The organism is Nakamurella aerolata (assembly GCF_013002705.1).
Taxonomy (GTDB): domain Bacteria; phylum Actinomycetota; class Actinomycetes; order Mycobacteriales; family Nakamurellaceae; genus Nakamurella; species Nakamurella aerolata.
The window spans coordinates 277,069-301,545 of the sequence record NZ_JABEND010000002.1 but is presented as its reverse complement, the minus strand read 5'-3'; the positions used below and the strand labels follow the sequence as shown (position 1 = coordinate 301,545).

Annotated in this window: 17 protein-coding genes and 1 pseudogene; 11 read left to right on the top strand and 7 right to left on the bottom strand. The window is 69.7% G+C overall.

Going from position 1 to position 24,477, the window contains the following annotated elements; genetic code table 11:
• Nucleotides 1-28: 28 nt before the first annotated feature.
• Nucleotides 29-511 carry a CarD family transcriptional regulator gene (locus HKD39_RS04570; protein WP_171198647.1) on the bottom strand — a complete coding sequence of 161 codons (483 nt, stop codon included), beginning with the start codon at nt 509-511 and terminating at the stop codon, nt 29-31.
• A gap of 638 nt (nt 512-1,149) precedes the next feature.
• Between HKD39_RS04570 and HKD39_RS04565 the strand changes: the two genes are divergently transcribed.
• The 3 genes from HKD39_RS04565 (at nt 1,150) to disA (ending at nt 4,972) form a co-directional block, all read left to right on the top strand.
• Nucleotides 1,150-1,842: a copper chaperone PCu(A)C domain-containing protein gene (locus HKD39_RS04565; protein WP_171198646.1), complete on the top strand. Its 693-nt coding sequence runs from the start codon at nt 1,150-1,152 to the stop codon at nt 1,840-1,842.
• Between the two features lie 200 nt (nt 1,843-2,042).
• The gene (gene radA, locus HKD39_RS04560) at nt 2,043-3,476 is read left to right on the top strand and encodes a DNA repair protein RadA (protein WP_171198645.1); all 1,434 of its coding nucleotides are present in this window, start codon (nt 2,043-2,045) and stop codon (nt 3,474-3,476) included.
• A 407-nt stretch (nt 3,477-3,883) separates the two neighbouring features.
• Nucleotides 3,884-4,972 carry a DNA integrity scanning diadenylate cyclase DisA gene (gene disA / locus HKD39_RS04555; RefSeq protein WP_171198644.1) on the top strand — a complete coding sequence of 363 codons (1,089 nt, stop codon included), beginning with the start codon at nt 3,884-3,886 and terminating at the stop codon, nt 4,970-4,972.
• 230 nt (nt 4,973-5,202) lie between these two features.
• On the opposite strand, the gene HKD39_RS04550 is transcribed toward disA, so the two are convergent.
• Complete coding sequence (locus HKD39_RS04550) at nt 5,203-6,360, bottom strand: hypothetical protein (RefSeq protein ID WP_171198643.1); 1,158 nt, start codon at nt 6,358-6,360, stop codon at nt 5,203-5,205.
• A 70-nt stretch (nt 6,361-6,430) separates the two neighbouring features.
• Here HKD39_RS04550 and HKD39_RS04545 point away from each other — a divergent pair, with 70 nt between their 5' ends.
• The 4 genes from HKD39_RS04545 to HKD39_RS04530 all read left to right on the top strand — a co-directional run bounded on the left by HKD39_RS04545 (nt 6,431) and on the right by HKD39_RS04530 (nt 10,176).
• Nucleotides 6,431-7,390 (top strand): HhH-GPD family protein, encoded by a 960-nt coding sequence (locus tag HKD39_RS04545; RefSeq protein WP_171198642.1) that lies wholly within the window; start codon nt 6,431-6,433, stop codon nt 7,388-7,390.
• A gap of 167 nt (nt 7,391-7,557) precedes the next feature.
• Entirely contained in the window at nt 7,558-8,361 is an 804-nt protein-coding gene (locus HKD39_RS04540) for an ABC-2 family transporter protein (RefSeq protein ID WP_171198641.1), read from the top strand.
• Entirely contained in the window at nt 8,354-9,208 is an 855-nt protein-coding gene (locus tag HKD39_RS04535) for an ABC transporter permease (protein ID WP_212753957.1), read from the top strand. Before HKD39_RS04540 ends, HKD39_RS04535 begins: the two co-directional genes overlap by 8 nt.
• A complete protein-coding gene (locus HKD39_RS04530) occupies nt 9,205-10,176 on the top strand; it encodes an ABC transporter ATP-binding protein (protein ID WP_171198640.1) in 972 nt (323 codons plus the stop codon). The genes HKD39_RS04535 and HKD39_RS04530 overlap by 4 nt, the downstream gene beginning before the upstream one ends.
• A 65-nt stretch (nt 10,177-10,241) precedes the next feature.
• Here the strand turns inward: HKD39_RS04530 and HKD39_RS04525 are convergent, their stop codons facing one another.
• Entirely contained in the window at nt 10,242-10,835 is a 594-nt protein-coding gene (locus HKD39_RS04525; protein ID WP_171198639.1) for a TetR/AcrR family transcriptional regulator, read from the bottom strand.
• Nucleotides 10,836-11,053: 218 nt separating this feature from the next.
• On the opposite strand from HKD39_RS04525, the gene HKD39_RS04520 reads away from it, so the two are divergent.
• Nucleotides 11,054-12,520 (top strand): MFS transporter, encoded by a 1,467-nt coding sequence (locus tag HKD39_RS04520; protein WP_171198638.1) that lies wholly within the window; start codon nt 11,054-11,056, stop codon nt 12,518-12,520.
• Between the two features lie 520 nt (nt 12,521-13,040).
• On the opposite strand, the pseudogene HKD39_RS04515 reads toward HKD39_RS04520, so the two are convergent.
• Nucleotides 13,041-15,518, bottom strand: a pseudogene (locus HKD39_RS04515) (ATP-dependent Clp protease ATP-binding subunit); the annotation flags it as partial.
• A 377-nt stretch (nt 15,519-15,895) separates the two neighbouring features.
• Complete coding sequence (locus HKD39_RS04510; protein ID WP_171198636.1) at nt 15,896-16,237, bottom strand: Lsr2 dimerization domain-containing protein; 342 nt, start codon at nt 16,235-16,237, stop codon at nt 15,896-15,898.
• Between the two features lie 93 nt (nt 16,238-16,330).
• Here HKD39_RS04510 and HKD39_RS19955 point away from each other — a divergent pair, with 93 nt between their 5' ends.
• The gene (locus tag HKD39_RS19955) at nt 16,331-16,453 is read left to right on the top strand and encodes a hypothetical protein (RefSeq protein ID WP_281361783.1); all 123 of its coding nucleotides are present in this window, start codon (nt 16,331-16,333) and stop codon (nt 16,451-16,453) included.
• 22 nt (nt 16,454-16,475) lie between these two features.
• Here the strand turns inward: HKD39_RS19955 and HKD39_RS20290 are convergent, their stop codons facing one another.
• Entirely contained in the window at nt 16,476-20,471 is a 3,996-nt protein-coding gene (locus tag HKD39_RS20290) for a C40 family peptidase (RefSeq protein WP_343074592.1), read from the bottom strand.
• Between the two features lie 272 nt (nt 20,472-20,743).
• Here HKD39_RS20290 and HKD39_RS04490 point away from each other — a divergent pair, with 272 nt between their 5' ends.
• Together HKD39_RS04490 and HKD39_RS04485 are read left to right on the top strand one after the other, a co-directional pair.
• Complete coding sequence (locus HKD39_RS04490; protein ID WP_171198633.1) at nt 20,744-21,670, top strand: class I SAM-dependent methyltransferase; 927 nt, start codon at nt 20,744-20,746, stop codon at nt 21,668-21,670.
• Complete coding sequence (locus HKD39_RS04485) at nt 21,667-22,578, top strand: 3-methyladenine DNA glycosylase (RefSeq protein WP_212753955.1); 912 nt, start codon at nt 21,667-21,669, stop codon at nt 22,576-22,578. The genes HKD39_RS04490 and HKD39_RS04485 overlap by 4 nt, the downstream gene beginning before the upstream one ends.
• A 61-nt stretch (nt 22,579-22,639) precedes the next feature.
• Here HKD39_RS04485 and HKD39_RS04480 read toward each other — a convergent pair whose 3' ends face one another.
• Nucleotides 22,640-24,448 (bottom strand): DUF6779 domain-containing protein, encoded by a 1,809-nt coding sequence (locus tag HKD39_RS04480; protein ID WP_171198632.1) that lies wholly within the window; start codon nt 24,446-24,448, stop codon nt 22,640-22,642.
• Nucleotides 24,449-24,477: the final 29 nt, after the last annotated feature.

Sequence of the window (24,477 nt, the reverse complement as noted above, 5' to 3'; positions counted from 1 at the left end):
GTGACGCTCGACGTGACGGGTCAGGCGCTCAGGAGGCGAGAACCTCGTCGAGCAGCACCTCGGCCTTGTCCTCGTCGGTGTGCTCGGCGAGCGCCAGCTCGGAGACCAGGATCTGCCGAGCCTTGGCGAGCATCCGCTTCTCGCCCGCGGACAGCCCGCGCTCCTTGTCGCGGCGCCACAGATCGCGCACAACCTCTGCGACCTTGTTGACGTCGCCGGAGGCGAGCTTTTCCAGATTGGCCTTGTAGCGGCGCGACCAGTTGGTCGGCTCCTCGGTGTGCGGTGCGCGGAGCACCTCGAAGACCCGATCAAGACCGGTCTGATCAACCACGTCGCGAACGCCGACAACCTCGGCGTTCTCGGCGGGAACCTTGACGGTCAGGTCGCCTTGGGCGACCTTCAGGACGAGGTAGAGCTTCTCTTCACCCTTGATGACGCGAGTCTCTGTTGCCTGGATCAGAGCGGCCCCGTGATGGGGATAGACAACGGTCTCGCCGACCTTGAAAACCATAGGTGAGGTTCCCCTTTCGTTCACGTCACTTTACCACGTCCAGCGCCGCCGATCCACCCGTTGTCGCAGGTCAGGGCATATCGCGAGGCTGCGGCGGGGCTTGACAAAACCCGCAGCGGCGTGCATTCGGCACCGGCCGGAGGCGGCTCGATACCGCCGGAAACCCGTTGCAGATGCCGCTCGAATATTCACTATCGATCTTTATCCATCCCCTCTGATCGGCCCCGACCCGGCCGATCGGACGGCCCGGGAATCCGATCGGCGCCGGCACCGGGCGAGCCAATGACGAAACCGCGACGGCCAGGTGCCGGTGATGCTGCCGCACCCCACCGACCGTGCCGTTGCCGATGCCGGCCATGAGCTGTTCGGCCAGGGCAGGCGACGAGCTGTTCGGCCCGCTCCGGCGGGTCAGCACGCCCCTCGCACCGGCGGTTGGTGGCGACCGCTAATCTTTGTGCAGCCTCGCGCGCCCGCGGCCGGCAATCGCACTTGGCTCTTCGCAGGGCCGGCCAGCGGGCAACACCGACTCCGGCCGCAGCTCGCAGAGCGTCGGGCCGGTGGTCGGGAGCAGGATTGAGCAGGATAGGGAGAAGGGAAACGCCGTGCCGCGCAGCGCTCGTCAGATGAGAACGCCGTTAGTGGCGATCGCTGCAGCCGGCGCGCTGCTGCTGTCCGGATGTGCCGCTGGGCAGATCTCGCAGACCGCGCAACAGGTCGCCGCGATCAACGGCGGCAACGCCAACGTCGGCAACATCGGCGTCCGGAACGCCATGCTGCAGACCCCGGACGGCGCCGCCTACCCGCGCGGCTCGTCCGCCCAGCTGATCACCTGGTTGTCCAATGCCGGCAACACCGCAGACCAGCTGGTCTCGGTGAGTTCGCCGATCGCCTCGAACATCACCATCGAACCGCAGAATGTGCCGCTGCCGCCGCGCTCGTTGGTCGAGGTCGGGCCCGCCCCCGGCGTCCCGGCCGGCTCCGCGGCGCCCAGCAGTGGAGCGGCGCAGTCCGGTGCCGCGGGCAGCGGGGGCACGGTACGGGTGACCTTCGACGGCCTGGCCGACCCCGGCTGCTACGGCAAGTCGATTCCCGTGATGTTCGCCTTCCGCGACGCCGGTCAGGTCACCCTGAACATCCCGGTGGAGGACCCGGTCGAGCGCACCGGCAGCCGGCCGACCATCAACATTCAGCCCGAAGAAGAGGTGCCGCTGTGGAACACCGGCGCCGAGGGCGAGGGACACGGCGCCGAGGCGGCCCCCTCAGCGCAGACCCCGTCGCCGTGCGCCACGGAGGACATTCCCGCCGCCTCAACGGCCGCCACCGGAGGCTGAGCGGGACCTGAGCGCCGACTCAGCGGCTCGCGGCTGAGCGTCGGCTCCGTCGTCAACAACCGCCACCAACTGGCGTGCAGAAATGCCGTGGAGAAGTGGCGTGAAGTAGTGCCGTGAAGTAGTGACGATAATTGCCGTCGATACCGACGGCCTTCGCGCGCCGACGGCGCATTGTCGGTGCCGTTGTCTAGCGTGAGCCCATGAGCACAACCCGAGGTCTGAGCCAGCGTTCCTCCGCAGGTAGCGCCGGCGGAGCCAAACCCGCGTTCGCCTGCGCCGAGTGCGGCTACCAGACCGCAAAGTGGGTGGGGCGCTGCCCCGAGTGCCACACCTGGGGCTCGGTGGCGGAAAGCGGCGCAGGGCCGGCACGGTTCCGCAAGGTCAGCGCCGGTCCGGTCAGCGCGCCGGCGCTGCCCATGTCGCAGATCGACCCGGCCAGCGCGGTCGCCCAACCCAGCGGCATCGCCGAACTCGACAGGGTGCTCGGCGGCGGCCTGGTGCCCGGCGGTGTTGTACTGCTGGCCGGCGAGCCGGGCGTCGGCAAGTCGACGCTGCTGCTGTCCGCCGCTCAGACCTGGGCGAACACCGGCAACGGCCGGGCATTGATCGTCACCGGAGAGGAGTCGGCCGGCCAGGTGCGGATGCGCGCCGAGCGGATGGGCACCACCCATCAGGAGATCTTCCTTGCCGCCGAGACGGAGCTGTCCGCGGTGCTCGGCCACGTCGAGCAGGTCGCGCCGACGCTGCTGGTGGTCGACTCGGTGCAGACCATCTCCGCCGGCGAACTCGACGGCGGCGTCGGCGGGGTCAGCCAGGTGCGGGCGGTCGCGGCCGCCGTCACCGCGGTGGCGAAGGAGCGCGGCATGGCCTGCGTCATCGTCGGGCACGTCACCAAAGACGGCGCGGTGGCCGGCCCGCGTACCCTCGAGCACCTGGTCGATGTTGTGCTGCATTTCGAGGGCGACCGGCACTCGGCCATCCGGCTGGTCCGCGGGGTCAAGAACCGGTTCGGCCCGTCCGACGAGGTCGGCTGTTTCCGGATGACCAACAACGGTATCGAGGGCCTCGCCGACCCGACGGAGGTTTTTCTCTCCGGCGACAGGCGCACCATGCCCGGCACCGCCGTCACCGTCGCCATGCAGGGCCGCCGGCCATTGCCGGTCGAGGTGCAGGCGTTGGTCGGCCCGGCGTCCGAGAACGGCGCCCGCCGCACGGTTTCCGGGCTCGACGGTTCCCGGGTCGCCATCGTTCTTGCTGTGCTGCAACGCTTCGGCGGTGTCGCGCTCGCCGGGCGCGAGGTCATCGCCGCCACCACGGGCGGCGCCAAGCTGACCGAACCGGCAGCCGATCTGGCGCTTGCCATGGCGGTGTGGTCCGGCGTCCGCGACATCCCGTTGCATCGCAGTTCGATCTTTCTCGGCGAGATCGGGTTGTCGGCCGACATCCGCCCGGTGCCGGCGCTGTCGCGGCGGCTGGCCGAGGCGCGGCGGCTGGGGTTCGGTCGCGCCGTTGTGCCGTCCAGCGGAGAGCTGTCCGCTCCGGACGGACTGCAGGTGGTGCGGGTGGCCGATCTCGGCGAAGCCTTCCGCGCCCTCGGCGACGACAGCGGGGTGGTGCGCTGGCTGCGCGGCTGACGGGCCCGCCGGTTGCAACGGGTTCAACGAAAGTCGTTGCACGTCAACGTCAATGCCAGCAAACCGGGCAGCAAGCTGGTGGTTGAAGCGCTGGACGCGCAGGGCCAACACATACCGGGCTGCACCGCCCCTAACGACTGCACCGCCCCATGACGGCTGCACCGCGGCGGACAGCGACGCGGTGCGCGGCGATCGGCTCGACGCCACCGTGCACTTCGGCAGAGCCGCGACCGGGTACTTCGGCAGCGGCGCGACCGGGGTGCGTCGACGGGGCCGCGACCAGCATGGCGATGACAGCCGTTGATCACGCTCGCCGTCGGCATCCCACAGCAAGATCACTAGGATGAGCACGGCGGTCGGTGGATCGGCTGCGACGTGTTCCCGGGTATGGACGGAAGGCCCCTGCGTTGGACGATCGATCAGCTGTCGCGGCCCTGCGGTCGGTGCTGGCGCGGCTGGCGCCCGGCACCGCCCTCCGCGAAGGGCTTGAGCGGATCCTGCGCGGACGCACCGGGGCGCTGATCGTGCTCGGCGACGGCGAAGCGGTGAACGCCCTGTCCGACGGCGGATTCGAGCTCGATGTCGAGTTCTCCCCCACCCGGCTGCGCGAGCTGTGCAAGATGGACGGCGCTGTAGTGCTGTCCGAAGACGCCTCACGGTTGGTGCGGGCCAACGTCCAGCTGATGCCGGACGCCTCCATCCCGACGGTGGAGTCCGGCACCCGGCATCGCACCGCCGAGCGGGTGGCGGTGCAGACGTCGATACCGGTGATCTCGGTCAGCCACTCGATGTCCACCATCAGCCTCTACTTCGGTGGCCGCCGGCACGAGGTCAACAACACCGCAACCATCCTGGCCAGAGCCAACCAGGCGCTGGCCACCCTTGAGCGTTACCGCAAGCGGCTGGACGAGGTGGCACACACCTTGTCGTCATTGGAGATCGAAGACTTCACCACGCTCCGGGACGCCATGACGGTGGTGCAGCGCCTGCTGATGGTTCGCCGCATCGCCGACGAGCTGGCCGGGCACCTGATCGAGCTGGGCACCGACGGCCGGTTGCTCGGGCTGCAGGTCGACGAGCTGCTGGCCGGCATTCCCGCGATGTCCGAGCTGCTGATTCGCGACTACCTGCCAGCGGACGACCCGCAGCAGGCGACGGCGGTGTTGGCCGAGCTCGACCGGTTGACAGGGCCTGCGCTGCTTGACCTTTCGTCGATTGCCCGCACCATGGGACACAACGGCTCGTCGCCGGACAGCCAGGTGTCCAGCCGCGGATACCGGTTGCTGGCCGGCTTGCAGCGGCTGCCGGCCGCGGTGCTGGAAAGAATGATCGCCCACTTCGGCAGCCTGCAGACCCTGCTGGCGGCCACCGCCGCCGACCTGCAAGAGGTGGAGGGCATCGGCGAGGCCAGGGCAAGAGTCGTCCGCGAGGGCATGTCGCGGCTGGCCGAGTCGGCCATCAACGAACGCGCGCTCGGCGCCCCTGGCCCGTTCTGACCGGCGGAGTCATCCGCTTCCGCTGGAGCCGCTCGGGTTGAGATGCTCGGGTTGAGATGCTCGGATGGGGATGGCACCGCCTCGGTCCGGCCGATCGGGTCAGCTCAAGTGGATGGGCTGATTCCCGCGGGATGGCTGGACGGGCCAAACCCGTGCGGCGCAGGCGTTTCCGGGCAACGCTCGTTGGTGTACGCGGTCAGCCGTTGAAGGTGCTGAGCCGTTGAAGACGGTCAGCTGTTGAAGGTGACCGTGACGGGCTCGGCGTTCCGGCCGGCCAGTTGCGCGGTGACCACATACTTGCCGGGCTTCACCTCGACCCGCTCCCCTGCGCAGCCCGGCTGCGAGGTGGTGCCGGCCCATTTGATGTTGAACGGCACCGACTCCCCCGGCTGCAGCATCCTGGTCTCGGTCCCGGTGCCGGGGAAGCAATCGTTGGTCGACCAGACCCGCTGGCCGCCCTTGGTGCTGGCGGTGAAGACCTGCTTGGCCCCGGAAGTGTCTTGCGCACAAGCGGTGTCGGAGGTGTTGGTCACCACCAGACCGAGAATGGGCTTGTCACCGACCTGGTAGCTGGGCGCGCCGGAGGTGGTGGTCAGTTTCACCGCGGACGGCTGGCAGATCAGCCGGCCCTGGGCGTCGGTGGTCGGCGCGGCCTTGGCCGCTGCAGCCTTTTCAGCCGCGGCCTTCTTCTCGGCCGCGGCCTTCGCCGCTGCGGCCTTGTCTGCGGCCTTCTTCTCGGCCTCGGCCTTCTTCGCGGCCTCTTGCTTCGCGGCCTCTTGCTTCGCAGCCTCTTGCTTCGCGGCCTGCTCCGCCTTGTCCTTGGCCGCTTGCTGCTTGGCTGCCTTGTCCTTGGCTGCCTTGTCCTTGGCTGCCTGCTCCGCAGCGGTCTTTGCCGCCGCGGCCTGCTCGGCCTTGGTGTCGACGGTGGCCGGCGGCGGGGTGGCGGTGCGTTCCGGCGCCGGCGCCGAACCGGCCGGCTTGACCCCGCCCGAAGTGGGCTTGGGGGTCGTGGCCGCTCCGGTCGACCCAGGGGTGGACGCCGCGGAATCCTTGGCCGGCTTCGAGTTCGCTGAACTCGGCGCGCTGCTCTGAGCACCGCTGGTGGCCCCGGAGGCGCCGGCCGACGAGACAGCACCCGAACCGCCGGCCGCCGAACTATCGGCGGCCGAGCTGGCTGCCGGAGCGGAGGCAAGCACACCGGTGAGCGGTCCGGACGACGACTGCGCCACCGCCGGCGTTTGCGCGCCAGTGTTGGTCGGCTCGCCACCGGTCGCCTTGCTCACCACGAACCAGGCGAGCAGCACCAGCACGATCACGGCGGCGCCAATGGCGATCGCCCGACGGATCCAGTACACCCTCGATGGAAGAGGGCCGACAGGGTGCATCACGAACTCGACGGTAACGTCGGCGTTATCCTCCGCTGCGGCGAAACGCCGCGCAGACCCCCGATCGGATGGAATGACCAGCGATTTCGCCGCCGTGGCAGCACACCCGGTGCCGCCGGACACCGGGCCGCCAAACCCGGTGCCGCCGGACACCGGGCCGCAGCTGAACCTGCCCGCGATCACGCGTTGGTTTCGCAGGCACGGCCGCGAGTTGCCCTGGCGGCATCCGGACGCCGGCGCCTGGGCGGTATTGGTGAGCGAGGTGATGCTGCAGCAAACCCCGGTCGCCAGGGTGCTCGAACCGTATAGCAGTTGGATGCAGCGCTGGCCGACTCCGGACGCGCTGGCAGCCGAACCGGCCGGCGCGGCCGTGCAGGCGTGGGGCCGGCTCGGCTATCCGCGCCGCGCACTGCGGTTACATGCCGCCGCCGCCGCGATCACCGAGCGGCATGCCGGCGTCGTCCCGGCGACCCTTGACGAACTGCTGGCGCTGCCGGGCGTCGGCGAGTACACCGCGCGGGCGGTGCTGGCCTTCGCCTACCGCCGGCGCGCCGCCGTGGTGGACACCAACGTGCGCCGGGTGCTGCAACGCCGGCTGCACGGGAACGACGACGGCCGTCCGGCCACCGCGGCCGACCGCGCCGAGTTGCTGGCGTTGCTGCCGGCCCAGCACGAGCGCGCGGCCACCGCGTCGGCCGCGATCATGGAGTTCGGCGCGCTGGTGTGCACGGCCCGGCAACCCGACTGTGGGCACTGCCCGCTCCCGGCCGGATGCCTTTGGCTGGCAACGGGACGACCGACCGCCACCACTCCGCGCCGGACCCAGGCCTGGGCCGGGACCGATCGTCAGGTGCGCGGCCGGTTGCTCGCCATCGTGCGCGACGCCGCCGACCGGGGCGTCGGGCAGGTGCTGCTGCCTGAGCTGGAAAGTGCCTGGGGCGAACCGGTTCAGCGGGAACGCTGCCTGCAATCGCTGCTGGCGGACGGCCTGCTGGTGCGGTCGGGGCCCGCGGTGCGGCTACCAGGGCACTGAGCGAGCCCGATCCTTCGGCAACCGCCAGGACAACCAGAACAACCCGAATCGCGCCGCCGTCCCGGCCGCCCTGACCCATCGCCAACGACGCCGCCGCCGCGCGGCGTCCGCCCGCCGGCCGCCGGCGGGTTGACCGCGTCGCAGACCGCAATTAGGGTTTTCTCCTTGTGCCCTCAGCCATCCGACCCTGGTTCCGGCTGCTCAGGGCAAGCTTCGCCGCCCAGACCAGGTACCTTCCCGCGGCCCTCGGCGGGCTGATCGCCAACCTAACTTTCGGGTTCCTGAAGGCCGCTGTGCTGTTCGCGACGGTGCGCGCCGCCGGTGGCGAGGTCGGCGGGTACGACCTCGCCACCATGTCCAGCTACGTGTGGCTGTCGCAGGCACTGCTCGGCACGGTGAACCTCGGCGCCGACAGTGACCTGGCCGACCGGGTGCGCACCGGCGACATCGCCATCGACTTCGCTCGCCCGCTGGACGTGCAAACCTCTTACCTCGCAGTGGATCTGGGACGCTCCTTCTTCGCCCTCGGCCCGCGCGCGATTCCGCTCATCCTGCTCGGCGCCCTCACCACCGGTATCGCGTTCGCCCCGCCGGCCGGGGTGCTGCTGGGGCTGGTCGCGGTGGCGTTGGCAGCTGTGCTGTCCTTCTTGGGCCGGTACGCGGTGAACATCCTGGGACTGTGGCTGGTGGAGACCCGCGGCGTGCGGACGCTGTACATGCTGGTGAGCAGCTTTCTGGCCGGCCTGTTCGTGCCGGTGCCACTGTTCCCCGATTGGCTGAAGATGCTGGCCAACGCCACCCCGTTCCCTTCGCTGTTGCAGACTCCGATCGACGTGCTCTCCGGCAAGGTTTCCGGCGCCGCCGCACTGCTGGCCGTGCTGTGGCAGGTGTTCTGGATCGTCGTCGTCGGCGCGGCCGGGCAACTGCTGACCCGGCGCGGGCGGCTGAAACTGGAGGTGCAGGGTGGCTGATCCCTCGACCTTCGCTGCTACCACCGCCGGTGAACCTGCCAAGACCGACAACCGCTGGCGTCCCTACCGGGCGGTGCTGGCCTCGCGCCTGCGCTCGCAACGCAGCTACCGCACCTCGTTCCGGTTCGACATGGTCGGCGCGATGCTTGCGGGCCTGGTGCAACTCGGCGAGATCTGGGTGGTGTTCCACAATGCGAAAGTCTTGGGCGGCCTCGACTTCAACGCCATCCTGCTGGTGTTCGGGCTGGCCAACGCGGCCTGGGCGATCGCCGAAGTGGCGGTCGGGCACGTCGACAGCCTGCCGGCGCTGATCCGCGCCGGCACCGTCGACGTGTACTACCTGCGGCCGCAGCCGCTGCTGGCGCAGCTCATCACCGGCGACATCCAACTGCGCCGGCTGGCCAGGGTGGCGGTCGGCCTGATCTGCGTGGTCGCCGCGCTGATCGTCAACCCGATCCAGTGGACCGTCGCCACCGTGGTGATGCTGGCGTTCTCACTGCTGTTCGGCACGGTGATCTTCGCCTGCCTGTTCGTGACGGCGGCCGGCCTGCAGTTCTTCCTGATCAACGGCTCCGAGGCCACCAATGCCTTCGTCTACGGCGGCAGCTACGCGTCGCAGCAGCCGGCCGCGATCTGGCCGGGACCGATGAAGATCATCTTCGGATTCCTTTTCCCGATGGCATTCTGCGCCTACTTGCCTGCCCTGCAGATTCTCGGGTTGCCGGGATCGCCGCTGCTGCCGGCGTGGCTGGCCTGGCTGCTTCCGGTGGCAGCGGCTTGGGCGGTGCTCGCGGCCGGCGCGGTCTGGCGGATCGGGGTCCGGCACTACCAAGGAGGCGGCGGATGAGCGAGCAGGTACCGGCCATCGAGGTTGACGGACTTACTCGGACCTTCAAGGTGCGGCGCCGCGGTTCGCTGCTGCGCGACGTGGTGACCGCGGTCGACGACATGAGCTTCACCGTGCAGCGGGGCGAGAGTGTCGGCTACATCGGCGCGAACGGCGCCGGCAAGTCCACCACCATCAAGATGCTGATCGGCATCCTGGTGCCCAGCAACGGATCTGCCCGCACCTGCGGGCTGGACCCGCTGCAGCAGCGGCGCCGGCTGGCGCGCCGCATCGGCGTGGTTTTCGGGCAGCGCTCCCAACTGTGGTGGGACCTGCCGGTGCGGGAGTCGTTCGCGATTCTCGGCGAGATTCACCGGCTGCCGAAAGCCGTTGCGCGGCAACGCACCGAGCAACTGAGCGAGCAGTTGGACATGGGCGAGTACTGGAACACGCCGGTGCGCCAGCTCTCGCTCGGTCAGCGGATGCGCGCCGAGATCGGCGCCGCGCTGCTGCACTCCCCCGAGCTGCTGATCCTTGATGAGCCCACCATCGGCCTCGATGTGCTGAGCAAGCAACGCCTTCGCGAGTTCCTGATCGCCGAGCGGGCCGAACACGGCACCACGCTGTTGCTCACCACGCACGACATGGGCGACATCGAGCGGCTGTGCCAGCGGGTGCTGGTGGTGGACCACGGCCGGCTCGCCTACGACGGCAGCCTGCCGGGGCTGGCCGCCACCGTCGACACCCGGCGCATCCTGCAGATCGATCTGGCGGAGCCGACCGCCGACCTCACCGGCCTCGGCACCGCGACGCATCTGGACAGCAAGGGCGACGGGCTGCGGCAGCGGCTGGCGTTCGACCCGAAACGAGTCACCGTCCCGCAGGTGCTCGCCGAGGTGTCGGCCCGCGCCGAGGTGCGCGACCTGTCGATCGAAGAACCCGGCATCGAAGAGGTGGTCCGCAAGCTGTACGCCCGCAGGGTGCCGTAACGCGAACCCGCCGCCGGCCGCTGCCCGACGCCGCCGCCCGGGCGTGCGACCGCCCGCCGCACGGACTACTCGTCGATGATCGAGTCCAGCAGTTCCAGCGCCACCGCGCTGCCCGCGGCACGCCGCTCGGCGGCTGTTCCCGCTGCCACCCGGGCACCGGGGCCGGCGCCACTGAGCGCCAACGCCCCGAACGCCAGCGTGGCCTTGATCGACTGCTCGGCGGTCGGCTGCTCTCCGGCCAACCGCGTGATCAGCGCGGCGACCTGGTCGGACTGTTGCTGGCCGAGTTTTTCGGACGTCATGGTGGTGGGGTTGGCCTGGCCGAATCGCATCGCCAAGCCGGCGTCACCGCCGATCAACGTCGCGAGTCGCTCGACCAGTTCCTTGTTGCGGCGGCGTGACGGTGGCGCCTCGGACAGCCACTGACGGATCTCCTCGACCTGTTCCGCGCTCCCCTGGAACGCGGCCTCGACAATGTCCCGCTTGGTACGGAAGTGGTAGTACAGCGCGGCTTTCGTCACACCGAGCTCGTCCGCGATTTCCCGCAGCGAGGTCTTCTCGTAGCCCTGGTCGATGAACAAGCCCATGGCCACCGCGACGATCTCCTGGCGGGTGTCACGATGCCGGCTGCTTCGGGAATGTGCACGGTCACCTGGCATCGGGGCATTCTACTTGACGGCCGGCTAGTACCGTGCTTACCTGTCGGCAGGCTAGCAACTAGCCGGCCGACAAGTAAGCGAGGTATCTGATGATTGTGAGTTCTGCTCGTTCCCGTCATTCCGCTCGGTCGGGGCCGCCCGGCGGCACCGGCACAGCGGTGTCGGAACCTGGTCCCATCCGACCATGCTCGGCTGCCGGCGGGCCCCTTTGGCCGATCATGACCAGCCTGGTGCTGGCTCTTGTGCCGGTGCAGCTGGACAGCTTGGTTGCCGCCACCGCGGTGCCCACGATCGCCGGCGACTTGGGCGGATTCGATCGAATCTCCTGGGTGGCAACGAGTTTCCTACTCACCATGGCGATTGGCATGGTGGTCTCCGGGCGCCTCGGCGACATGTTCGGCCGCCGGAAGATGCTGCTGACAGCGCAGGCGGTGTTCTTTGTCGGGTCGCTGTGGTCGGGGGTGTCCACTTCGATGACGGAGCTGATCCTGGCCAGGGCGGTGCAAGGTTTGGGCGCCGGCATGACGGCCACCTCGCTGCTGGCCACCGTCGCCGAAGTGGCCCCGCCCGAAAAGCGCAGCCGTTACCAGGGCATCTTCGGTGCGGTCGCACCCCTCTCGATGATCGTCGGGCCGTGGGTGGGCGGGCTGATCACCGATCACCTTGGCTGGCGGTGGATCTTCCTGCTGAACCTGCCGCTGGTCGCGATCGCCATGGTCGGCATCGGCGCACTGCTTCGGCTGCCCAAGCGGCAGACCAATGGACGGGTCGACATTGCCGGCCTCGCCACCGTGTCGGTGGCAGCGGCGGGCACCGTGCTGGCGGTCAGCTGGGGCGGCAATCAGTTTGCCTGGCTGTCCTGGCAGGTGATCGGAGCCGCTGTGATCGGGCTGCTGGCGATTGTCGCGACCGTGATGGTCGAACGGCGGGCGGACAATGCGGTGCTGCCGCTCGACCTGTTCCGCAACCGCTCTGCTCTGCTGTCCATGCTGGTGCTGGCGCTCGGTCCCGGCGCGGTGATGATGGCGGCGATGAACTATCTTCCGGTTTTCTCCCAGGTGGTGCAGGGACATTCGGCCAGCAACAGCGGGTTGCTGCTGCTGCCGATGCTGCTGCCCACCGTTGCGGTGGCGATGCTGATCGGCGCCTGGACCAGCAGTGGCGACAGGTTCCGCCCGGTTCTGATCGCCGGGACCGCGGCACTGACCGTTGCCTGCGTGCTGCTCGCGACGATGGGAGTAGGCACGTCGGGTCTGCTGACCGCGCTGCTGATGCTGGGGATCGGTGTCGGCATCGGCCTGCTGTTCCAGACGCCGCTGGTCTTGGTGCAGAACTCGGCGCCGGCCGGCGAGGTCGGTGCCGCCACCGGCGCCGCCTCGTTTCTGCGGATGGTGTTCGGCGCGATTGGCGTGGGCGGGCTCGGTGCCGTGTTCAGCGGCCGGTTCCAGAGTTACCTTGCCGATCACCCGGCACCAGGCACCGCCGGCCTCACCGTCGCCAGCGTCGACCCCAACCGGTTGACCGCGCTCCCCGCCCCTGCCAAGGACGCGGTGGTGCACGCCGCGGCGTCAGCGAACTCGACCCTGTTCTGGATCGCCGGAGTCGTCGCGGTGCTGGCACTGCTGGCGGCGCTCGCGCTGCCCGGTGGCCGCCGAGCGAACTCCTCCGGGCAAGCCGCGCGCTGACCAGCGGACATATCGGCGCCTCGAATCCCGTTTCCGCAGGTCGGGTTCTGCACAGTCGCGTCGAGACACCGATATTTCCGCTGGGCGCTGGTGCGGCCCGGCCGGGCTCCGGCAATGCTCCGTCTCGCGGAGCAAAGTCAGAGTTGCTTCGCTGGTGCCAAACCTTCGCTGGTGCCAAACCGCAGAAGCCCCGCACCGAATCTCGGTGCGGGGCTCCTGCGTGCTACTGGCCGGTCTCAGCCGATGGCTGGAACGGGTGCTGGTCGGTATCAACCGGCGGCTGGGCCGTCTGACGGCTGGACCGTCAGACGGCGACCGGGCCGTCGCCGCCCTCATGGGCGTGCTTGCCGCCGGGGTTGTCCCCCGGGTTGTCCGGCAACGCATGCGCACCACCGGGCGTCGGGTCGGCATCCGGTCCCGGCGTCACCGCGTCCGGACCCATCGCGCTGCCGCTGCCGCCGCCGGCGATGGCGCCGACGGCCACCGGCTCACGATCGCCGTCGTCGTCCTTGGTCAGCTTCGGCGGCTTCGGCGCGCCGGTGAAGGTGAACTTCACCGCCGAGTTGTCCGATCCGTCGGTCACCGCGCCGTCCACATCGACCGTGACGATCTGGCCCGGCTTGATCTCGTCGAACAGGATCTTCTCGCTCAGCGCGTCCTCGATCTCCCGCTGGATGGTGCGACGCAGCGGCCGCGCTCCCAGCACCGGATCGAACCCGCGCTCGCCGAGCAGCGCCTTGGCCGAGTCGGTGACGGCCAGGTCCATGTCCTTGTTCTTCAGGGCGGTGGTCACCCTGCCCAACTGCAGGTCGACCATTTCGCGGATCTCCGGTGGGGTCAGCTGGTGGAAGACCACGGTGTCGTCGATGCGGTTGAGGAACTCGGGACGGAAGTGCCGCTTCAGCTCGTCGTTCACCTTGGTCTTCATCCGGTCGTAGTTCGACTCGGCGTCGTTACCTGAGGTGAAGCCCAACCCGACAGCCTTGGAGATGTCGGAGGTGCCCAGGTTCGAGGTGAACACGATGACGGTGTTCTTGAAGTCGACCGTGCGGCCCTGGCCGTCGGTGAGACGGCCGTCCTCCAACACCTGCAGCAGCGTGTTGTAGATCTCCGGGTGCGCCTTTTCGATCTCGTCGAACAGCACCACCGAGAACGGCTTGCGGCGCACCTTCTCGGTGAGCTGGCCGCCCTCTTCGTAGCCGACGTAGCCGGGAGGGGCACCGAACAGCCTGGACGCGGTGTACCGGTCGTGGAACTCGCCCATGTCGACCTGGATCAGCGCGTCCTCGTCGCCGAACAGGAACTCGGCGAGCGCCTTGGTCAGCTCCGTCTTACCGACACCGGACGGGCCGGCGAAGATGAACGAGCCGGACGGCCGCTTCGGGTCTTTCAGCCCGGCGCGGGTGCGGCGGATGGCCTGCGAGACAGCCTTGACCGCCTCGTTCTGGCCGATGATCCGCTTGTGCAGCTCGGTCTCCATCTTGAGCAGCCGAGTGGTCTCTTCCTCGGTCAGCTTGAAGACCGGGATGCCGGTCCAGTTGGCCAGCACTTCGGCGATCTGCTCGTCGTCGACCTCGCTGACGACGTCGAGATCGCCGTCCTTCCAAGCCTTCTCGCGCTCGGACTTCTTGGTCAGCAGCTGCTTCTCGGAATCGCGGAGCGACGCGGCCTTCTCGAAGTCCTGCGCGTCGATCGCCGATTCCTTCTCCCGGCGCACGTTCGACAGCTTCTCGTCGAACTCACGCAGGTCCGGCGGCGCCGTCATCCGGCGGATGCGCATCCTGGCGCCGGCCTCGTCGATCAGGTCGATGGCCTTGTCCGGCAGGTACCTGTCGTTGATGTACCGGTCGGCCAGGGTGGCGGCAGCCACCAGCGCGTCGTCGGTGATGGTGATCCGGTGGTGCGCCTCGTAGCGATCGCGCAGCCCCTTGAGGATCTCGATGGTGTGCGCGACGTTCGGCTCGCCCACCTGGATGGGCTGGAAGCGACGCTCCAGCGCCGGGTCTTTCTCGACGTACTTGCGGTACTCATCGAGCGTGGTGGCGCCGATGGTCTGCAGCTCACCGCGGGCCAGCATCGGCTTCAGGATGCTGGCGGCGTCGATCGCGCCCTCGGCGGCCCCGGCACCGACAAGGGTGTGGATCTCGTCGATGAACATGATGATGTCGCCGCGGGTGCGGATCTCCTTGAGCACCTTCTTCAGCCGCTCTTCGAAGTCGCCGCGGTAGCGGGAGCCGGCCACCAGCGAGCCGAGATCCAGCGTGTAGAGGTGCTTGTCCTTCAGCGTGGTCGGCACGTCGCCGCGGACGATGGCCTGTGCCAGCCCCTCGACGACGGCGGTTTTGCCGACCCCGGGCTCGCCGATCAGCACCGGGTTGTTCTTGGTACGACGGGACAGCACCTGCATGACCCGCTCGATCTCGGACTCGCGGTTGATGACCGGGTCGAGCTTGCCCTCGCGGGCGGACTGGGTCAGGTTGCGCCCGAACTGGTCGAGCACCAGCGACGTTGACGGGCTGCCCTCGCTGCGGCCCCCCTCGGCGGCAGCGGACTCCTTGCCCTGGAAACCGGACAGCAGCTGCAGCACCTGCTGGCGCACCCGCGACAGGTCGGCACCCAGCTTGACCAGCACCTGGGCGGCGACGCCCTCGCCCTCGCGGATCAGGCCGAGCAGGATGTGCTCGGTGCCGATGTAGTTGTGGCCGAGCTGCAGCGCCTCGCGCAGGCTCAGCTCCAGCACCTTCTTGGCCCGCGGGGTGAACGGGATGTGCCCGCTGGGGGCCTGGGCGCCCTGGCCGATGATCTCCTCGACCTGTTGACGGACACCCTCGAGCGCGATGCCAAGACTCTCCAGAGCCTTGGCGGCGACGCCCTCGCCCTCGTGGATCAGCCCGAGCAGGATGTGCTCGGTGCCGATGTAGTTGTGGTTGAGCATCCGGGCCTCTTCTTGGGCCAGGACGACAACCCGGCGGGCCCGGTCGGTGAACCGTTCAAACATCTAACGCTCCTTCTCGCTGATGCCCCACTGTAGTGCGGCACTGCGGCGCAATTTCGCTGCTGGGCCCGGCGCCAACTCACGTTTGTCCGTTTGCGACGGCATTGCCGTCATCGAACGGCACAACTGTTGCCGTGCTGTTACCGGTTGCGTGCTGATCGGTGCAGGTCCGTCCAGTGGTGACGTTCATGCTCAACGCTGCCGGTGCCGGTCTCGTTCCACCAGGGCAGCGGCCTACGCCGAGGGCGAACAGTGCACAAGACCGTGACAAACAGAACCGTGCACAAACGGAACCGTGCACAAACAACGGCCCGCCGGGCCGAGCGGATGCTCGGGCGGCGGGCCGTTGTGTCGGGTGCTGTGCACCCTGCTCAGTGCACTCAGTGGGCTGCCTCGAAGGCTTCGACGATGTTCGCCGCGATGCGTCCACGGTCGGACACCTCGTAGCCCTGGCGGCGGGCCCAGTCGCGAATCGCCTGCAGCTGTTCGCGGCTGTTGCGGGTGGCGGCGGCCTTGGCGCCGCGGCGGCGGACACCGGTGTTGGCGCGGGAGACGTGCCGGCCGTGTGCCACGTAGTTGGCAACGGCGTCGCGGAGCTTCTTGGCGTTCTTGTCGTTCAGGTCGATCTCGTACGCAGCACCGTCGATGGCGAACTCGACGGTTTCCGCGGCTTCCGAGCCGTCGATGTCGTCGATCAGCGTGACAGTGGTCTGGGTGGCCACCGGTTTCCTCCATAGTGGGTCGTTGACAGGGGCCGAACGTCGGCGAGCATTCCGAATGTGCGGAATTGCCTGGCCGCTACTCTAGAACATTCTTTGGCCGGCATCGACGACCGCCACCCGAATGCGGATATTCAGGTGGTGATTGCTGTCTATTTGGGTGCTGAGTCGCGCTATTGGGGTGCCGAGCCGGGCGAGCGGGCCGATCGGCCCGATTAGCCCGGGCTCGGGCTTCGCAGCGTCATCGCCAGTAGCGGTGCACCACCGGGTCGATGTTGCCGGTGTGTACGGAACGAATCTGCACTTGTTTGCCGACTCCTGGCGCTTCCAACAGGTATGGATTCCCGTCGATCCAGCCGAGGAAGATCGCGACGTGACCGGGGTAGCCGATCATGTCGCCTGGCTGCGCCTGGCTCCATGGGATCGACTGGCCGCCGGCCCGCTGGCTCGACGAATCGGTGCCGGTGACGAATCCGGCCTGCCGCAAGACATATCCGGTGAGGCCGGAGCAGTCGAAGCCGACAATGCCTTTGCACGAGTTCTTGTCGCCGCCGGCGCGTTCACAGCCTTGGTCGGGGCCGCCGCCGTTGGTGCCGCCGCCCCAGACATAGGGCAGGCCGACCGCGGCGAAGCCGGCGGCAAGGCCCTTGGCGACGTTGGCGTTGGGGGCGACGATCTGCTTGCCGGCGACGGCCGGATCCACTGCCGCGCCAACGGGAATGCTGACGCTGGTGCCGGTGACAGCGGTGGTCGGCGCGATGCTGGCGCCGGTACCGCCGAAGTACTTGCCGAACAGCACGAAGAAGTTCCGGTTGCCGTACGCCGAACACCGGTCGCCCTCACCCGGGTACGCCGCCAGTGCCGCGGCATTCGGTTGGTACGGCGTGTAGTTGTACAGCGACGCGGTGGCCTGATTCCGAATGAACACCGGGGCAGCACCGCAGCCGGACTCGGCGACGTTCCACATGATCTGCTCGACCCGGCCGGCCTGATAGTTGTACTTGCCGGGGTCAAGGCGATACCGCGACCACTGCGACGCCATGCCGTACAGCTGGTTCACAAATCCCGCATACTGCGGATCACAATTGGCCGTCCCGCCGGGGCCGGTATCGGGGCAGTGCCAGCCCCAGGCGGCCGCCCAGGAGGCCTGGGTGGCGTCCGACCTGGTCAACAGGCCGGATTCTTTCTGCAGGGTGGTGAGCATGACCTGCGGGTTGATGCCGCAGGCGGCAGAAATGCGCGCCAATGCCTCGCTCGCGGCGAGTCGCCCACCCGGGACCGCCGTGCAATACCGCGTCGCCGAATACGCCGGCACATCGACGACGAGATTGCGCAGGCACCACGCCCCGGTGCAGGCCGCGCCCACCTGGTCGGCGAAGGCCTGCACCTGTCCGCCGTTCATCGCCGTGGTGTTGTAGAACACCTCGTCGGAAATGATGTAGCCGGGGTCGAACGAACTCGACGACCCGCCGACGGGCAGGCAGTTCTGGGCCTGGCCGGCCGGTGCCGGGGTGGGTGCCGGTACAACTGTCGGGTCTTTGGCGACCGGGTCGGAACCGTTCGAGTCGATGGTCGGGTTCTCGTCGAAGTTGGGCTGCTGCTCGCTCGGGTCGGGCTGCGCCGGGTCACGCTCGCTGTCCCGCTGAGCCCTGTCCCGTTGAGCCCTGTCCTGCTGATCCCGGTCCTGCTGGTCCCGGGCGGCCGGCTGGTCGCTCGGGACGGCGGCTGTGGTCGGGGCAACGGTGCTGGCGTTGGTGACCGGCCCGACGTTGGTCGCCGCCGGTTTGCTGGTGGGCGCTTGTGTGCTGGTCGGCGCTGCACTGGTGGGTGCTGCCGTGCCGGCCGGCGTCGGCCTGGTGGTCGGCGCGATGTTCGTCGCCTTGGTGGTGGGTGCCGGCGCAACCGTCGGAGTCGCCGTGGTGGCCGGCGCCGACGGTGAAGCCTTCGTGGTCGGCGCAGCCGTCGGGGTCGCCTTGGTCGTCGGCGCAGCCGTTGAAGACTTGGTAGTGGCCGTCGGCGCAGCCGTTGAAGACTTGGTGGTCGCCGTCGGGGTGGCCTTGGTGGTCGGCGCCGGTGTCGTGGTCGCGGTCTCGGTGGGGGTGGCGGCGCTGGACGTCGTCGCCGAACCGCTGCTGGACGCCGTGGTACTGGAAGCCGTGGTGCTGGAAGCTGCTGGACTGCTGGACGCTGCAGTACTCGAAGCCGCGGTGCTGGATGCTGCCGTACTGGAGGCGGCCGTTGAGCCGCTCGACGATGCCGCCGAGGTGGCCGTCCCTGATCCGGTGGCCGAGCTGGTCGCAGCCGGCGAGTCGGACGAAGACTCGGACGTCGATCCGGAGGTCGACCCAGAAGACGACCCGGAAGACGACGCAGACGACGACCCGGAGGCGGTCTCCCCCGTCGATTCGGCCGTCGACTCAACTGTCGATTCAGCCGGGGCAGAGCCGCTGGTGCTGGCGGCGCTGCTGCTGGACGTTCCGGTGCCATCGGAGGTCCCAGTGGCATCGGACGTTCCGGTGGCATCGGAACCGGTTGTCCCGGTGGCCGTCGCGTCGGTGACGGGGACCGTAGTGGTGTAGGTGGTCGGCGTCCCGCTGATGGTCGTGGTCACCGTGGTGACGGTGGTGTCGGTCGAGCTCGGCGTGGCCGCGTCGCCGGTCCCGGCCTCGGCGCGGGCGGGTTCCAGCGCGGGGGTCGCGTCACGGAACTTCAACGGTCCCATGGCAACCGGCCGGGGAACCACCGGCGCCTGCGACACCGGCGTGCCGACCACGGCGCCGACGAAGGTCCGCAGCGCCGGGCTGAACAACACCGGGAACGCGGCCAGCGCCTGCTGCTGATCGGCCACCCGGGCCGGGCTGACGCCGGACAGCTGCCGCGCGAGATCGGACAGCTCACCGGCGGCGACCGCGGCGCCGATCTTGGCCGAAGCCGGCGCGGCTGCCGCCCGCTGGGCCGAATCCTGTTGTGCCGGAAGCGCTTTCGCGGCGGCCGACTGGTTCTTCGGGGCCGGCTGAGCGGACTTCGCGGCGGCGGCCTTGCCCTTGGCAGCCTTGGCGGCTGTGTCTTTGGCCGCTTTGGCGGCTGTGTCTTTGGCCGCTTTGTCTTTGGCCGCTTTGTCTTTGGCGGCTCTGTCTTTGGCGGCTTTGGCGGCCTTGTCCGCGCGCTCCTTGGCGGCCTTCGCCACCTTGGCCGCACGTTCCTTGGCCAGCCGCTGCTGCTCGGCGGTGTAGTCGTTGGCGGCGCGCACCAGCTGGTCGGTCAACGACGAGAGCCGCTCCGCCGCGCTCGCCGCTGCGGCGCTGGCGGGTGCGGCACCGGCGGGTGCGGCACCGGCGGCGGGGGCCCCGGCCACTGCCCCGGCTGCTGGTGCCCCGGCAACCGGCGCGGGCGCCTGGGCTGCGGCGCCGACTCCGGGCGCCGCCGGCTGAACTGCCGGTGCTGGTGCCGGCGATGCGGAGCCGACTGCGCTTCCCGGCGCTGCGCCGCCGGAAGGAACGGGAGCAGGCCCGGCGGGAGCGGTGCCGGCCGGAGCCGACGCCCCGGACGCCGCTGCACCGGCAGACCCCGCGGTCGCCGACGCGGTCTGGCTGTTCACCCGCTGGCTCAGCTCGGTGGCGAACGCCGAGAGTTTGGTGACGCCGGCCCGTTGCGGGGCGCCCAACACCAGCGCCGCGATATCGGCATCGCTGCGCTTGTCGGTCTGGTAGCCGGGAACCTGCACGGTGAGGTCGCCGAAGAAGCGCAGCGCCGCCGCGGCCGGATCGCTGGCGTCGGCGAGCGCCGGACGGGCGGCCGCTTGGGCGGCCGGCAGCGCCTGCTGTCCGAACAACCCAACGGCCTCGCCGTTGCGGTACTTCGCGTTCAGCTTGCTCACGTTCATCGCGGCGGCGACGGCGATGCGGGTCGCGCGGTCGGTCAGCCCGCGGCCGGCGGCGACGTCGGCGATGGTTTGGGCGGCAGCGATCTGGGTGGCCGTCAACCTGGTCCCGGCGAAGACGAACGGATCCTGCGCCGCGAACGCCGACCCCGGCGTCCAGCAGGTGGTGCCGGGAGCGTTGGGCACCACCGCCGGCGGCGCCACCGGAATCGGGCTGGTGGCGGCCTGCGCCGATCCAGGGATCAGGCCGACCACCAATGCCGTGGTCGCGGCCGCGCACGCCAGATACCTGGGCACCCGGCGGCCGAGTCGGCGTTGAGCGGTGCCGGCGGCACCGGCCGACCTTCCCCCGAGCACGCCAGTAGAGGACTTTGAACTCGGTCGAATCGACCCGGAAAAACGCATCGAACGCAACTCGCCTATCCGCTCGCGGACCCGAACCCACCCCGGGCATCGTGTGCTGCTGTTATTCAACCGCAATCGAGCGTGCGAGGGCAGGCCGAAACGATCATGTTCACTCGGACGTGGCCTGCCGGACACGCAGCGCCGACGCCGCGAGCGGGAGTCACTGTCCGCAGTCGCGGCCGGCCGGTCGGCGCAGCGGCACCGAACAGGGGGAACATGGCGGTATGGCTGCATCGTCGCGCGCGCTGTCGTTCGGGCAGCGCGCCGCCACCTACGCCCAGTTCCGTCCCGGCTATCCGGACGCGGCCGTGCAGGCCGGCCTGTCCGCGGTCGACGCGACCTCGGCCGTCGGCGTTGGGCCCGACCAGGACGGGCCCGACCCGAACGCTGGGGCCGACCCGAACGCTGGGCTCGGCCAGGACGCCGGGCGACACCCCTGGCGCGTCGTCGACCTGGCCGCCGGCACCGGGAAGCTGACCCGGTCGCTGGTCGGCCACGGCGCCGGCGTGATCGGGGTGGAGCCCGACCCGCAGATGCTCGCCGAGTTGCGGCGGACGCTGCCCGGCGTGGACGCCAGGATCGGCACCGCCGAGCACATCCCGGTGGATCCGGTCGCCGACGGACCGGTGCGGCTGGTCGCCGTCGGGCAGGCCATGCATTGGTTCGACATGGACACCGCCCTGCCCGAGATCGCCAGGGTGCTGGCGCCGGGCGGGGTGTTGGCCGGATTCTGGAACCGCAACGACTCCGCCGACGAGTTCACCTCCGGCTACCAGCGCCTGCTGGACCGCTGGGTGCGGCCACCCGGCGGCAGCACGGCCAGCGGTAGCGCCGACGACGGTGCGCCGTTCCGTGGCCGCACCGAGTTCACCGACCCGCGGCTGGTGCGCACCCACTGGAGCCAGCGCCTGTCCAGAGCCGACCTGCACGGCCTGGTGGACACGCTGTCGTACGTGATCGCCGCCGCGCCGGAGCAGGTACGCGGCCTGCACGCCGGCCTTGACGACCTGGCCGGCACCCAGCCCGACCCTGATGCACTGACCCTTGCGCAGATCTGTGACACCTGGATCGCCCGCCGCCGATCCGCTGAGGAACCTGCGACTGAGGAACCTGCGACCCCGACCGCAGACGCGCAGGCACCCGGCTCATGACCAACGGCAGCACCCGATCACCGGCCGGCAACGCGCGCGAACGGATCCGCTGGGGCGCCGACGAGTGGCGGCCGCGGCAGCAGCAGCACCAGCGTCGGGTGGACGAGTTGACCGCCGGGCGCCGGGTCCGCGCCGCCGCCGGACGCCGACACCCGGTGGACGACTTCCTGTTCACCTATTACTCGCTGCGGCCCGGTCAGCTGCGGCGCTGGTACCCAGGCGCCCACGTCGAACTGGAGGACGCCGACGAACGGCTCGACTGGGGTCTGCACCAGCGCGGTCCCGGAGGCGGGGTGCGGGTCGACCTGCCCGCCTTCGTCGCCGCCCGCGGCGAACAGGTCGAGTTCATCGGGCGACTGCTCACCGCGACGGCAAAGCGGCCGGCACAACTCGGCTGCCTCGGCCTGCACGAGTGGGCCATGGTGTATGGACAGGGCCGGGATCTGCTGCGGCACAACGGTTACCCGCTGCGCCTGGGCAGCGACGGCACCGATGAGGTGGTGCGCGGCCACCGGATCCGGTGCTCGCACTACGACGCTTTTCGCTTCTTCACCCCGGCCGCCCGCGGGTTGAACCAGCTGCAGCCGGACCTGGAGTCGCGGGTGAGCAACGAGCAGCCAGGGTGTCTGCATGTCGGGATGGATCTCTACAAGTGGGCCTACAAGCTGATCCCGGCGGTGCCGAGCGAGCTGCTGATCGACTGCTTCGTACTGGCCAGACAGATCCGCACCGTCGACATGCGCGCCTCACCGTACGATCTGCAGGCCCTCGGCTATCGACCCATTGCGATCGAGACGCCGGCGGGAAAGGCCGAATACGTTGCCCTGCAACGGGAATTCGCGGAGCGGGCACGGCCGCTCCGGGCCGAGTTGATCGAGCTGTGCGCCGCCCTGCTGGCTGACACCTGAGAGCTGAGGCGCACGTCCTGGGGCCGCAGGATCAGCTTTGCTGCACTCCGCGTCCTTGGTCTCAGTGCTCTACCGACTCAGCGCTCTCAGTGGGCTCTGTGACCTCAGGGGCACGGCGTCGGCGACGCTGCGACGAGTTCTGAGAACCGAAGGCGGCCAACAGATCTGCCACCGACACCCGGCCGGAGTCGGCGGAGTCGTCGATCTCGTGGCCACCGTGCTCGTGGCCACCGCGTGCGTCGTCACCGCGTGCGTCAGCACCGTGTTCATCAGCACCGTGCGGGGCATCCTGCGCACCTCCCGGTGACGGGTCCGCCACCGGGCCCGGTTCGACTGCCGCCTCGGCAGCCTGCCCGGGCCGTGGCTGCGCCTCGGTCGGCTGCTGCGAGGCTGTGCCCGTCCCGGTGACCGCGGACGCCTGCGGATCGAGCGGGCCGCGCGCCGCGATGGAGAACGCCCCTATGGACCGGAACGTCGAGGGACCAGCCGATGGGGCCGGCTGGTCTTCTTGCCTGGCCGCCTCTTGCCGGCGGGCGGGTTGCTGAGCTGTCCCGGGCCGGGTTGCCGCACGCTGGGCCGAGTCCCGCGGTGTCGACTGACGGTGCGCCAGTTCGCGTTGGGCGGCTTCACGCTGCGCGTCACGGTGCATTGCTTCGCGTTCCGCCGCCTCACGCTGCGTTGCTTCGCGTTGCGCTGCTTCCCGCTGCGGTGCTTCCCGCTGGGATGCTTCGCGTTCCGCCGCTTGACGCTGTGCGGCTTCCCGTTGGGCTGCTTCCCGTTGCGCGGCTTCTCGTTGGGCGGCTTCGCGTTGCGCGGCTTCTCGTTGGGCGGCTTCGCGTTCCGCCGCTTGACGCTGTGCCGCTTCACGTTGCACCGCTTCCCGTTGCGCTGCTTCACGTTGCGCGGCTTCGGCTCTGCCGGCCAGTTCGGCGGCGGCGCGCTCAGCGTCTGCGCGTTCTGCCTGCTCCTTGGCCCGTGCTGCGCGGGTCGCCGCCACCTGGGCGGTCTGGTGGCGCAGATCGTTTCGGTGCCGACGCGCCCACGCGGCGGCCGGGGCGTCCGGCCGCGGGTCGGACCGGGCGTCCGGCACACCGGCACGGCCTTCGCTGTCGAAGCTGTCGGTCACGAAGCTGCCGTCCAGGAAGCTGTCGCTCACGAAGCCGTCGTCCGCGAAGCCGTCGTCCACCAGTTCGGCGTCGACCGCGTCGAGATCGGCGGTCACCTCGACCGCGGTGACGTCATCGTCGACACCGGCAATACCCACAGCACCGGCAGTGCCCCCAGCACCGGCAGCGCCCACACCGTCGGTGGGCGTCGGCGCGTCCACCTCGGCAGGGCCGCGTCCAGCAAGCTCCCCGCGGGCCAGGCTGGTGAGCCGGCCGCTCTGCCGGCCACCGGGGATACCGCGCAGCCTGGTGGCCTCCGCCGAGAGCGTCAGCCGCTCCACCAACACGTCGCCGTCCATCAGCTGCGACAGCGAGTCGGACAGCCGCGCCAACTGCGCCCGAACCTCGGCCAGCTCCTGCGCTTCGCGCTGCGCGACCTCGTCGCGGATCCGGTCGCTCAACGCGGTCTCGTACTCGCGGCGCGCAGACACCTCACGTTGCAAGTGCAGTTGATAGGTGCGGGTGATCTCGTCCTCCCTGGCGACCACCTGCTGCGCCTCGCGCCGGGAGCGGGCGACCGCGAACGCGGCGAACAGCGCCGCCCACAAAGCCAGCAGCACCGCGATCCGCAACCAGCGGACCTGATCGGCGAACAGCACCACCAGCACCGTTGCGGCGGCACCGAAAACAAAGCCGCCGAGCAACAGCAGCTGCAAAGACCAAGGGGTTGAGCCGCGGCGTCGCGGGGGCGCGGTCGAGCTCATGGCTGCAAACTCTACCGGGGCGCAGGTGC